The organism is Brevibacterium casei CIP 102111 (assembly GCF_900169275.1).
Lineage (GTDB): Bacteria > Actinomycetota > Actinomycetes > Actinomycetales > Brevibacteriaceae > Brevibacterium > Brevibacterium casei.
In genome coordinates this window covers 404938-417464 of the sequence record NZ_FXZC01000002.1, presented here as the reverse complement: position 1 = coordinate 417464, position 12527 = coordinate 404938, and the positions used below count along the sequence as shown (strand labels likewise).

The 12527-nt window shown below is 69.4% G+C and carries 10 protein-coding genes; 3 read left to right on the top strand and 7 right to left on the bottom strand.

Annotated elements, in window-relative coordinates; all coding sequences use genetic code 11:
* Positions 1–33 precede the first annotated feature (33 nt).
* Entirely contained in the window at positions 34–1752 is a 1719-nt protein-coding gene (locus BC102111_RS05540) for a 5'-3' exonuclease H3TH domain-containing protein (protein WP_223289871.1), read from the top strand.
* A gap of 1 nt (position 1753) precedes the next feature.
* On the top strand, positions 1754–4015 hold the full coding sequence (gene secA2 / locus BC102111_RS05535; protein WP_095375561.1) for an accessory Sec system translocase SecA2: 2262 nt from the start codon (positions 1754–1756) through the stop codon (positions 4013–4015).
* A 3-nt stretch (positions 4016–4018) separates the two neighbouring features.
* Here secA2 and BC102111_RS05530 read toward each other — a convergent pair whose 3' ends face one another.
* From BC102111_RS05530 to BC102111_RS05510, 5 genes are all read right to left on the bottom strand, one after another.
* The gene (locus tag BC102111_RS05530) at positions 4019–6769 is read right to left on the bottom strand and encodes a DEAD/DEAH box helicase (protein ID WP_095375560.1); all 2751 of its coding nucleotides are present in this window, start codon (positions 6767–6769) and stop codon (positions 4019–4021) included.
* A complete protein-coding gene (gene tatC, locus BC102111_RS05525) occupies positions 6766–7545 on the bottom strand; it encodes a twin-arginine translocase subunit TatC (RefSeq protein ID WP_009375792.1) in 780 nt (259 codons plus the stop codon). The genes BC102111_RS05530 and tatC overlap by 4 nt, the downstream gene beginning before the upstream one ends.
* Before the next feature lie 65 nt (positions 7546–7610).
* On the bottom strand, positions 7611–7892 hold the full coding sequence (gene tatA, locus BC102111_RS05520) for a Sec-independent protein translocase subunit TatA (protein WP_040341024.1): 282 nt from the start codon (positions 7890–7892) through the stop codon (positions 7611–7613).
* 78 nt (positions 7893–7970) lie between these two features.
* The gene (locus BC102111_RS05515) at positions 7971–8858 is read right to left on the bottom strand and encodes a WYL domain-containing transcriptional regulator (protein WP_095375559.1); all 888 of its coding nucleotides are present in this window, start codon (positions 8856–8858) and stop codon (positions 7971–7973) included.
* Positions 8842–9858 carry a helix-turn-helix transcriptional regulator gene (locus BC102111_RS05510; protein ID WP_223289872.1) on the bottom strand — a complete coding sequence of 339 codons (1017 nt, stop codon included), beginning with the start codon at positions 9856–9858 and terminating at the stop codon, positions 8842–8844. Before BC102111_RS05510 ends, BC102111_RS05515 begins: the two co-directional genes overlap by 17 nt.
* Positions 9859–9917: 59 nt before the next feature.
* Between BC102111_RS05510 and BC102111_RS05505 the strand changes: the two genes are divergently transcribed.
* Positions 9918–11045, top strand: a complete 1128-nt coding sequence (locus tag BC102111_RS05505) for a DUF3866 family protein (protein ID WP_095375557.1) — start codon at positions 9918–9920, stop codon at positions 11043–11045.
* A gap of 44 nt (positions 11046–11089) precedes the next feature.
* Here the strand turns inward: BC102111_RS05505 and BC102111_RS05500 are convergent, their stop codons facing one another.
* Positions 11090–11464 (bottom strand): FKBP-type peptidyl-prolyl cis-trans isomerase, encoded by a 375-nt coding sequence (locus BC102111_RS05500; protein ID WP_009375802.1) that lies wholly within the window; start codon positions 11462–11464, stop codon positions 11090–11092.
* A gap of 77 nt (positions 11465–11541) precedes the next feature.
* A complete protein-coding gene (locus BC102111_RS05495) occupies positions 11542–12498 on the bottom strand; it encodes an FKBP-type peptidyl-prolyl cis-trans isomerase (RefSeq protein ID WP_223289873.1) in 957 nt (318 codons plus the stop codon).
* Positions 12499–12527: the final 29 nt, after the last annotated feature.

Here is a 12527-nt window from a genome sequence, read left to right as displayed (position 1 = left end):
TCGGCGTCAGGGGCGTCGGGTAGGGTCAGGGCTGTGAAGCCTTTGGTACTCGTCGACACCCCAGCCCTGTACTACCGCGCCTTCTACTCGGTGCCGGATTCGATTGTCAACGACGAGGGGCAGCCGGTCAACGCGGTCCGCGGCGTCGTCGACGCGGTCGCCCAGATGATCCGCCGCTTCTCCTCCGCCCGGGTCGTCGCGGCGATGGACGCGGACTGGCGTCCGGCCTTCCGCACCGCGATCATGCCCGAGTACAAGGCCGCGAGGATCAAGGACGAGGCTGCGGGGACGGAGATCCCGCCCGAACTCGACGCCCAGCTTCCCATCATGCGCCGTGTCCTCGCCGCCGCCGGCATCCCCATCGCCGAGGTGGACGGGACGGAGGCCGACGACGTCATCGCGACGATCGCCGCACAGTCGGCCACCCCCGTCGTCATCGTCTCCCCCGACCGCGACCTCCTCGCCCTCCTCGACACCGACCGCGACGTCAGCGTGCTCCGGCCCCGCAAGGGAGGGGAATGGGAGGCGATCACCGCCGCCGACCTGCCCGGCCTCTACGGTGTCGACTCTGGTATTCGCTACCGGGAGCTCGCCGCCCTGCGCGGGGATCCCTCCGACGGCCTTCCCGGCGCCGCCGGCATCGGGGAGAAGACAGCCGCGACCCTGCTCACGAGCTTCGGGTCGCTCGCGGGCATCGTCTCCGCCGCGAAGGCGGGGGTGAAGACCGGCGGGCTGAGTGTGAAGCGGGCGACGACGATCGTCGAGTCCGAGGAGATGCTCGCCCGCACCGTCGAGGTGATGACCTGTCTCACCGATGTCGACCACGGCATCGACCTCGATGCCCTCCCCCGGGCCTTCAATGCCCAGGCCCTCGAGGCCGCCGCAGCCGGGCAGAACATCGCCCGCTCCGTCGACAACCTCGCCACCGCCCTGCGCGGTCTCGCCGACGCCCCGCCCACCGACGCACAGGCGGGCCCGGGGGTCGCCGCGGCGCAGCCGGTCCGACCCGCACCGACGTCCGAGGCCGGCGTCGCGTGGCCGCACGCCCGGCTCGTCGGCTTCGACCTCGAGACGACCGGGGTCGACCCCGACACCGCGCGCATCGTCACTGCGGCCTTCGTCGAGGACCCCGACCGGGTGGAGATGTGGCTCGCGGACCCCGGCGTCGAGATCCCCGAGGCCGCGCGCGCCGTCCACGGCATCACCACCGAGTACGCACAGGCCAACGGCATGCCCGCGGTCGAGGTCGTCACCGCTCTGTGCACTGAGCTCACGGGCCTCCGGGACGAGGGCGCCGTCGTCGTCGGCCACAACATCGTCTACGACCTCAGCGTCCTCGATGCCGAGGTCCGCAGGCACCGTCCCGACCTCGACCTGCGCTCCCTGCTCCCGGCGATCGTCGACACCTTCGTCCTCGACCGCCGTGTCGACCGCTACCGCCGGGGCAAGCGCACGCTCACGGCCACCGCCGAGGCGTGGGACGTCTCCCTCCTCGACGCCCACGACGCCGCCGCCGATGCCCGAGCGGCCCTGGACATCGCCCGAGCGTTGGCTTCGAAGTCCACGGAAATCGCCGCGTACACCCCACAGGAGATCATGGCGGCGCAGGGCGAGTGGAAGCGCGCTCAGGCCGCTGACCTCCAGGCCTTCCTCCGCCGGAAGGGCAACGCCGACGCAGTCGTCGACGGATCATGGCCCATCGCCGACGAGGCTAGAATCGAGACGCGACCAGACCGATCAGAAGGACGATGACTTGGGACTCTTCTCCCGTTTGCTCAACCGGCCCGGTGCCCAGGCCGACAAGGCCACAGGATGGTTCGAGAAGGCGACCACCGACCTCGATGCGGCAGCCGCCGAGTTCGCCGATCTCAGCGATGCCGAGCTGACCGACGCCGCCAGTGAGGTGTTCGCCTCCGGCCCCGCCCGCGAGACCCTCGTCCGCTATGCGGCCCTCGCGAGGGAGGCCGCCGAGCGCACCCTGGGCGAACGCGCCTACGACACGCAGCTCGTCGGACTCATCGGACTCCTCCAGGGGCACATCGTCCAGATGGCCACCGGTGAGGGCAAGACGCTCGTCGGTGCGCTCGCCGCGGCCGGATATGCGCTCCAGGGCCGCCGGGTCCACGTCGTCAGCGTCAACGACTACCTCGCCGTCCGCGACCGGACGTGGATGCAGCCGGTCTTCGATCTCCTCGGCGTCTCCTCGGCTGCGATCTCGGCCGCCCTCGACGACGACGACCGGCGCGAAGCCTACCGGTCGGAGGTCCTCTACGCCTCCGTCACCGAGGTCGGCTTCGACGTCCTCCGCGACCGCTTCGTCCTCGACGACGAGGACATCCGGGTCGCCGAACGCGATGTCGTCATCGTCGACGAGGCCGACTCCGTGCTCATCGACGAAGCCCGCGTGCCCCTCGTCCTCGCCGGGTCCTCGTCCATCGAGGACGGTGATGAGCGCATCGCCGCCCTCGTCGAGACCCTCATCCCGGGCACCGACTACGAGATCAGTCCCGACCGCCGCGCCGTCTCCCTCACCGATGCCGGCGTCACCCGGGTCGAGGACGAGCTCGGCGTCGAACTCTTCGGCGACGGCGCCGCCGACCTCGCCGCCGTCAACCTCGCCCTCTACGCGAAGGCCCTGGTCAAGCGCGACATCGACTATCTCGTCGTCGATGGGCGGATCAAGCTCATCTCCTCATCCCGCGGCCGCGTCGCCGAACTCCAGCGTTGGCCCGACGGGCTCCAGGCCGCCGTCGAGGCGAAGGAGAAGCTCGAGACGACCGAGAGCGGGGAGATCCTCGACCAGATGACCGTCGAGGAGCTCATCCACGGCTACGAGACCGTCTGCGGGATGACGGGCACGGCGCTTGCGGTCGGCGACGACCTCCGCGAGTTCTACTCCCTGGAGATCGTCCCCGTCGACACCCACCTGCCCGTCGTCCGCGAGGACGAACCCGACCGGCTCTACACGTACCAGGAGTCGAAGGAGCGGGCGATCGTCGAGGAGGTCGTCGAGAACCACGCGAACGACCGTCCGGTCCTCATCGGCACCTCCTCGGTCGCCGAGAGCGAGTCGCTGGCGCAGCGACTGGTCGAGCGCGGCATCGACGTCGCCGTCCTCAACGCGAAGGACGACTCCGCCGAGGCCGAGATCATCGGTGCCGCCGGACGCCCGGGAGCCGTCACCGTCTCGACGCAGATGGCCGGCCGCGGCACCGACATCAGGCTCGCCGACGACTCCGTCGCCGAGGGCGGCGGGCTGCTCGTCATCGGCGCCGGACGCTACCTGTCCTCCCGCCTCGACGATCAGCTGCGCGGACGCGCGGGGCGACAGGGTGACCCCGGCACCTCGGTGTTCTTCACCAGCCTCGAGGACGAGCTGCTCACCAGGGTGCCCGAGATCCAACGGTTCGTCTCCGAAGGCGATGAGACCGGTCGGATCGACTCGAAGCGCGCGCTCACCCTCGTCGAACACGCCCAGCGCATCGCCGAGGGCCAGAACACCGCCCTGCACCGTGACACGTGGCGGTTCAACGAGCTCATGGCCAAACAGCGCGAACTCGTCCTCGCCCGTCGGCGCGAGCTGCGCACCGAGAATGAGGCGATCGACGAACTCAAGGACCGCCTCGGCGAGAGGGCGACGGAACTCGCAGAGGAGCACTCGGAGGAGGTCGTCGACGAGAGCCTTCGCGCGGTCCTCCTCTTCCACCTCGACGCCCGCTGGGTCGACCACCTCGCGTTCCTCAACGATCTGCGCGAGGGCATCCACCTGCGCACATTCGCGAAGGAGAAGCCCCACGAGGCCTTCAACACGGAGTCGATCCGGGTCTTCTCCTCGTTCTGGTCCGATGTCCTCGACGACTCCGTGAGCACCGTCGAGGAGGCGGAGTTCACCGACGAGGGCATCGATCTCGCCTCGCACGGGCTCAAGCGCCCCTCGTCGACGTGGACCTATCTCACGACGGAGAACGCGTTCGGCTCAGACATCGAGAACATCGTCAAACGGATCCGCCGGTAGCGCCTACGAGTCGGCGACGACTCCCCGGCGGACGGCCTCGATCGTCCGCCGGATGCGCACCGCGGTCTCCGGGGCGCTCACCTCGGCGAGCTGCCCGAGCAGGTCGAGGGTCTGCTTCGCCCAGCGGACGAAGTCACCGGCGGCGATGTCCGTGCCCCGGAGCGACTCGGCGAGGTTCTTCCCCTCCGTCCACCGGAACATCGGGGTGAACAGTCCCCGATCGGGTTCGGGCGTCGGAGTGAGCGCGTGCTGCTCCTCGAGGCGGAAGAGCTCCCGCCACAGGTCGATCGCCGCATCGCCTGCGACCTTGAGGTCGCGGCTGGGCGCACGCTCGGCGTGGAAGCTCTCGCTGCGGCGGGCCTGATAGACGAAGCACGAGGCGAAGGCGGCGAGTTCGGGTTCCGTGAGGCCGTCCCACAGGCCGGCGCGCACGGTGAGCGCCACGAGCAGGTCCCGCTCGCCGTAGATGCGGCGGAGCATGTCCGAGTGCTCGGGGTCGAACCCGAGGGTCGTGAGCACCTCCTGGACGCGTTCGAAGACGAGGGCGATCGACGTCGTCCTCCCCTCGATGCGCTTGATCAGGGACGCGTTCTCCTTCTCGAGCTTCGCCGCGCGGTTGGCCCACCTGGCGTGGATCTCCCGGTCGGGACAGTCATGGCAGGGGTGGGCGCGCATCCTGGCGGTGAGCTCGGCAACCGTCGAGCTCACCCCGCCGGGCGCGCTGTGGGGCACCCAACGCACGTCCCGATCGACGCGGCCATCGGCGATCGCCTCGGCGAGGATGCCCAGCAGCGCCCGACGGTCGGAGGCCTGACGGTGGTTGAACTTCTTCGGCACCCGGATCCGTCCCATCGGGGCCACCGGCTCGGTGACCTCGTGGGGACGCAGATGCCACACCTTGCCCTGCTCGGTGAGCACGGTCGGGAGCCGGGAGACGCCGTCGCGGTTCGTCATCGGGGCGATGATCACCGCAGTGCCCTCGACCCGCCGCGCGGGCAGGGTGATGACGTCGCCGATCTTCAGCGCCGACAGGGACTCGACGATCTCGCGCTGCTTGACCTTCGACTTCGTCCGCGTCTCCTGCTTCTCCGTCTCGGAGATCTCACGGCGCAGGGCCGCGTACTCGCCGAAGTCGCCCCGGTCGCAGTGCATCGACTTCTCGTACGCGGCGATCGTCGCCTCGTTCTTCCGGACCTTGCGGGCGAGGCCGACGACGGCCTTGTCGGCCTGGAACTGCGCGAACGAGGTCTCGAGGACCTTCGCGGCATCGGCCGGGCTCATCCGGGAGAGCAGGTTCGCCGTCATGTTGTAGGTGGGTCCGAACGCGGAACCGAGCGCGTACGACCGGTTGGAAGCGAGGCCGGCGATCTCGCTGATGTCCATCGTGGGGTGCCAGACGACGACGGCGTGGCCGATCCGGTCGATGCCGCGGCGGCCGGCGCGCCCGGTCAGCTGCGTGTACTCCCCCGGGGTGATCGAGACGTGGGCTTCGCCGTTGAACTTGACGAGCTTCTCGAGCACGACCGTGCGGGCGGGCATGTTGATGCCCAGCGCCAGCGTCTCCGTGGCGAAGACGACCTTGATGACCCCGGCGGAGAAGAGCTCCTCGACGAGCTCCTTGAACTGCGGGATCATGCCCGCGTGGTGGGCGGCGACGCCGCGGAGGAGGCCCTCGCGGAACGTGTGGTAGCCGAGGATCCCCAGATCCTCCGCCGGCAGCTCCTCGCGCAGCCGCTCGAGGGCCGCGTTGACGATGACGTTGTCCTCGCGGGAGTTGAGGTCGGCGCCCGTGGCGATGTACTGCTCGACGGCCTCATCGCAGCCGTTGCGGGAGAAGATGAACATGATCGCCGGGAGCATCCCCGCCTCGGCGAGGGAGGCGACGATCTGGGTCCGGCTGGGGCGGCGGAACCGGGCGCGATTGCCGCGCTCGCGCTTCGACCGGGGTCCGCCGTACGTGCGGGTCGCGTGCGCGAGCGCCGGGTCGATGCGCTCGGAGTCGTGATGGGTGAAGAGGTCGTACATCCGGTGGCCGACGAGGGCGTGGTTGACGAGCGGGACCGGGCGGTGCGAGGTCGAGACGACGGTCGTCGGCCCCCTGACCTCGCGCAGCCACGCTCCGAACTCCTCGACGTTGGACACGGTCGCCGAGAGCGAGACGACCTGGACGCGTTCGGGCAGGTGGATGATCACCTCCTCCCACACGGGACCGCGGAACCGGTCGGCGAGGTAGTGGACCTCGTCGAGGACGACGAAGCCGAGGTCGTCGAGGCCGCCCGGGTCGTTGTAGAGCATGTTGCGCAGGACCTCGGTGGTCATGACGATGATCGGCGCATCCCGGCGGATCGTCGTGTCCCCGGTGAGGAGTCCGACGTTCTCGGCGCCGTGGACGGCGACGAGATCGGCGAACTTCTGGTTGCTCAGCGCCTTGATCGGGGTGGTGTAGAACACCCGGGTGCCGGCGTCCATCGCGAGGTCGACGGCGAACTCGGCGATGATCGTCTTGCCGGCCCCGGTCGGCGCGGTGACGAGGACATCCTTGCCCTCCTGGAGTTCCTGGCACGCCTCGATCTGGAAGTCGTCGAGTTCGAAGTCGGTGCGGGCGAGGAAGCGACCCAGCGGGGTCTGCTCGCGCTCGGCCCGTGCCCGGAACTCCGCGTACGCCTGCGCCGGGCTCTTGGCCTCGGCGTCTGCGGTGGCCTCGGCACCCGCCGAAGCGGTGTCATGGTCGTTGCGGTCTCCGCGCCTGCTCATGCTGTGCCCTTCCCACTGTCCTCGTCGAGCTCGTCCGGGTCGACCCAGATCCCCTGGGCGACGAGCTTGCGCTTGCGGCGCCGGTCGTTGAGAATGCACACCACCCACGCCAGGCAGAACAGCGTGATCATGGGGATGACGAGGAAGAACATCGACATCGCATCGGGTGTCGGAGTGGCGATCGCGGCGAAGATGAAGACGATCATGACGATGATGCGCCACGACTTGCGGATCCGCGTCGCCGAGAGGATCCCGAGCATGTTGAGTCCGACCATGAGCACAGGCAGGACGAACGCGATGCCGAAGACGACGATGATGATCATGACGAACGTCAGGTAGTCCTGGGCGGGGATGATGTTCGTCGCCCCCTCAGGGGTGAACGACGTCAGCGCCTTGACCGCGTTGGGCAGGGCGAAGAACGCCATCGCCGAACCGGCGAGGAAGAGCGGAACGGCCGCGCCGAGGAACCCGAACGAGTAGCGCTTCTCCTTGCTCGTGAGCCCCGGGACGATGTACGCCCAGACCTGGTAGAGCCACACCGGACACGAGATGAAGAGGCCGATGAACAGGGAGAGCTTGATCTTCATGTCGAAGGCCGAGGCGACCCCCGCGAAGTTGATCTGCGCCACCCGGCCCGACGTGTCGTTGATCGTCCGGATGGGCTCCTGGAGGATGTCGAGGACCGGGTCGTAGAGGAACCATCCGCCGACCGCGCCGAGGACGATGGCGATGGCGGCGATGACGAACCGATTGCGCAGTTCGACGAGGTGCCCCATGACGGGCATCCTCTTCTCAGGGTTCTTCCTCCGTGAGGTCCGGCCTCTGCGCTGACTGCTGTCTTTCACTTCTCGCGTGGCTGCGGATCCTGATTCCTGTGCGCCGCCGGCTGCGCGGCGTCGGGGGCGGACGGGGGCGTCGACTGGGTGGACTGGCCCGCATCACGGCCGAGCTCTCCGGGTTCGGTCGTCTTCTCATCCTTGTCGTCGCGCAGGTCCTTGACCTCGGACTTGAAGATCTTCAGCGACTGACCGAGGCTCCTGGCGAGCATCGGCAGCTTGGGCGCACCGAAGATGAGGATGATGACGATGACCACCACGGCGATATGCATGGGGCTTAAGTTCATGAGAGCTCCTTGGCTTGTGTTTGCTCGAGGCGATTCTACTCTGTGCGGCTGAGCCTTTCATCCGACTCACCAGTGCGCTCAGCCGAGTCGGCGCCTCGCCGCGGCGACCGCATCGGCGGCATCGATGTCCGCGATGACGTCGGCGTGGCCCAGCAGGAAGCGGCTGAGCCAGTCGAGCGAGTGGACGGTGAAGCGCACCTCGACGCTGCCGTCGCCGCCTGCGTCGTAGACCCGTTCGTTCACGTCGATTTCATCGGCGAGCCACGCTCCCTCGGCGCGCAGCGTCATCGTCACCTCCTGCGGGGCCGGTGCGGGGGCGCCGGTGCCGATCGGCGGGTGGCTCGTCTCTTCGAAGCGGCGGATCCGTGAGAGCGCGAAGCGCCTGGGCGCCTGGGCCGAATAGCACCACGCATCGAGGTACCAGTCGGCGCCGGGCACGAGGCGGGTCGGGGCGATCGTCCGCGTCGTGAGTTCGTCGCGGGAGGCGACGTAGTAGTCGATCTCGACGGCCGCGCTGGCGTCGATGAAGCCCTTGAGCGCGCTCATCAGTTCCGCATCGGCGGGCACCGGGCTGACGTCGACGGGGGTGTGGAGGTTCTCCCCCGCGGCGAGACGCAGCTTCGCCGCCGCCGTGCGCACCGCCTCGGCATCGAGGCCGGGCAAGGCGTCGAGGAGTTCGAGGGCGAGGACGAGGAGGCCCGCCTCCTCGGCGCTCAGACGCACGGGGACGGAGACCTCCTCGGCGTTGGAGATGAAGATCTTCCCGCCGTCCCACGTCGCATCGATGAGGTCGTCGGGCATGTGCCCGGGTCGGCCGGTGACGAAGAGGAGCTCGAGGTCGTCGATGAGGGTCGCGGAGTCGATGCCGAAGTAGGCGGCCGTCTCCTCGAGGTCGGCGCCGGGATGGGCGTCGAGGTAGGGCACGAGGCTGAGCAGCCTGGTGAGGCGTTCACGCGCTGAGGACACTGCGACCTCCCAGCCGATCGAGGGCCTCGCCGATGACCTCGCGTCGTCGGTCGACGGCGCGCGCGAGCTCGTCGGGCCCGACGACACGCACGGCGTCACCGTAGCCGACGATCTCCGCGGCCAGGGTCTGAGCATCGGAGTACTCGACGACATGGTGCTCCCCATCGGTGCGCACGGACCGCCGCCGCAGCGGATCGGCGCGGTGGGCGGCGATGTCGAGGACCGCCTCGGTGACGACGGCCATCTCCGTGCTCGCATTGAGCGAGACCTGGGGCACGAAGTCGGCGGGGATTGAGTAGTCGCCGGGTTCACGGCCGCCGAGTTTGGCAAGCTTCCCCTCGATCCGGGTCAGCCGGAATGTCCGCTCGGCCCCGCGGTCGAGGTCGTTGCCGACGAGGTAGACCCGGTCGCCGCGGCTGAGCAGGGCGTAGGGTTCGAGCCGCACCTTCCGCGCGCTCTGTCCGGGCTTGTGGTACTTGAACCCGATCGCCTCGCGGGCGTTGATGTGGTGGAGCGCGGTGGCGAAGTTCGCATTCCCCAGCTTGCTCGCCGCCCCGGGCCCGAAGCCGAGCCCGGGCACGTCGTCGCTGAGCTCGAGGCCGAGCGCCCGCAGCTTCGTCAGCGCCTGCGCACTCGAGGCGCCGAGTTCGGTGTCCGACCAGAAGCGGGCGGCCACCGCCACCGCCGCCGCCTCGGACGGGGTGAGGTCGACGTCGCCCATCGCGTAGTCGTCGGTCGAGATGCGGTACCCGGTCTCTCCGACGTCGGAGTAGGCATCGTGCTCGGCGCGGGTGGCGATCGTGATGCCCATGTGCCGCAGCAGCTCCTTGTCACGGGAGAACTTGCGATCGAAGGCGACGTCGTCGAGCCCGGCGTAGCCGTCGATCGCGGTCATGAGCGTCTTCCGGGACACCCAGCCGCGGGCGGCGCGCAGGGCGATGAGCAGGTTCATCAGCCGCTCGGTCTGCTGTCGCTGCCGGTTGGGTCGTTGAGTGTTCACAGACTCCACCGTAACGCAGAACCACGGCCGGGAAGCACCGCGCGGGATAGGGTTGGGGCATGATCCATTGGCGCACAGGCACCGTCACAGCCATCCGTTCCACCCGTCCCGGCCTCACCGAGGTCACCGCCGAACTCGAGACGCCCCTGCCGGGCACCGACATCGCCGAGATCAAAGCGATCGCGTACACCGACGCCGTCGGTGAGCCCGAGGTCGGCGACACCGTCCTCCTCAACGTCTCTGCGCTCGCCAAGCGCCTGGGCACCGGCGGCTTCGGGCTCGTCGTCGCCCTCCCCGACCGCCTGCCGGCCGATCCCCCGCCGGGGCCCGGCCACCTGGTCAAGGACCGCTATTCGCCGCTCCAGACGATGGTCCTCGGCGTCGACGATCAGGAGTCCGAGCACCACGGGGTCCTCGCCGCGGCGGAATCGCTGGCAGGCATGCCCGTCCTCGTCGCCGACCTCCATTCGGCACTGCCGGCGATCGTCGCGGGCATCCGGGCGGTCGATGAGGATCTCAGGGTCGCCTACGTCCTCAGCGACGGCGCCGCGCTGCCTGCGGCGTTCTCGCAGGCCGTCGCCGGGCTCAAGGAGGCAGGATGGATCGCCGGCAGCGTGAGCACGGGACAGTCGTGGGGAGCCGACCTCGAGGCGGTGACGGTCCACACCGGCCTGCTCGCGGCCAAGCACGTCCTCGGCGCCGACATCGCCGTCGTCGCCCAGGGACCGGGCAACCTCGGCACCGGGACGAAGTACGGGTTCTCCGGGCTCGTCGCCGGTGAGCACCTCAACGCCGCGGCCCTCCTCGGCGGGGTGCCGGTCGGGGTGCTGAGGATGTCGAACGCCGATGCCCGTGGCCGGCACTTCGGGATCTCCCACCACACGCTGACCTCGCTCGCCGAGGTGGCTCGGCCCGGCGTCCGCGTCCCTGTGCCCGACTTCACGACGCTGACCGAGGCCGAACGCGCCGAGATGGACCCTGAGCCCGGGGTCATCGCCGAGACGGTCGCCGCGCAGCTGCCGCAGCTTCACGACCACGAGCGCATCGACGTCGACCTCACCGGTCTGTGGCCCGCGCTCCAGGCCTCTCCGGTGGGCCTGTCGACGATGGGACGCAGACTGCCCGCCGATGCGGCAGCGTTCCTCGCTGCCGCATCGGCGGGCAGGTATGCGGCCGGGCTCGTCTAGCCCGCGCCGGTCGGCTGAGCTGAGCGCTCAGCGCAGCGTCGGTCTCAGCGCACGCCTTCGAGGTCGCACACGAAGATGAGGCTCTCACCGGGCTTGATGACGCCGCCGGCGCCCTGGTCGCCGTAGGCGAGGTGCGGCGGGATCTGCAGGGTGCGGCGACCGCCGACCTTCATACCCTGGATGCCCTGGTCCCAGCCGGCGATGACCATGCCGGAGCCGAGCCGGAACTCGAGCGGGGTGCCGCGGTTGTACGAGGCGTCGAACTCCTCGCCGGTCGAATGGGCGACGCCGACGTAGTTGACGCTCACGGTGTCGCCGGCCTTCGCCTCGGGGCCGTCGCCGATGATGTCATCGACGATGACGAGCTCGGTCGGGGCGTCGCCGCCGGGGAAGTCGACGACGGGCTTCTGCTTGCTCATGGGTGTCTCCTTCTGGGTGGTCCTGTCAGCGATCCGGGATCGGATCGCCGGCCTCTCAGCTCTGTGCCGAGAGCCTCTCAGCCCTGTGCCGAGAGGATGTCGATGACGAAGACGAGGGTCGCGTTGCCGGGGATCTTCGGCGGGCTGCCCTGCTCTCCGTAGCCCTTGTCCGGCGGGATGACGAGGACGATCTGGCTGCCGACCTTGGCCCCGACGAGGCCTTCGTTCCAGCCTTGGATGACGTTGGCCTCGCCGACGGGATCGACGGCGAACGGCTGTCCGCCCCCGCCCCAGTTCGAGTCGAAGGGCTGGGAGGCGTCGTCCCACAGCCAGCCGGAGTACTTCACGGCGACCTTCTGCCCCTTCTTCACCTCGGGGCCGGTGCCCTCGATGGTCGTGAAGGACTGCAGCTCGGCGGGCGGTTCGCCCTCGGGCTGGGTGATCTTCGGCGTGCCGTCGTCCTCCCAGCTCACGGTGAGCGGGTTGCCCGCCTGGTCGGCCTTCTTCCCTTCCGCCCGGGTGAGCGGCTTCGTCGTGTCCTCGACGTCGATGACGTAGACGAGCGTCTGGCTCGGCTGTCCCTGCTGGGGGCTGCCGTTGAGCGTCATGAGCACGCGGGAACCGACAGGGACGCCTTCGAGGGCGTTGAACAGCTCCTCGGAGATCTGGGCCGTGTCCATCGGAAAGCCCGCCGGGGACTTCGAGTCGTAGCTCGACTCGACGACGTCTCCGGTGGTCCCGGACACGAGCGTCATCTGCGCGGTGACCTGCTCGCCGTCGGCGACGGGTTTGCCGTCGCCCTCGCTGAGCACCTTGGACTCGGTCTTCTCGACGACGAGTGGTGCCTCGAAGCTCACCGTCGGCTTCTCCCCGGGCTTGCCCTCGACGGTGATGTCGTCGAGGCTCGTCGACTTCGCGTCCTGCGCGGGCACCGATGCGGGGGCGCTGGCACCGCCGTCCTCGGGTTCGCTCTGCCCGCAGGCCGAGAGCAGCAGCACGGCTGCGGCGATGGCACTGAGCACTCTGGTGCGCACGTGGTTCCTTTCGTTCGAACTTCTCCAGC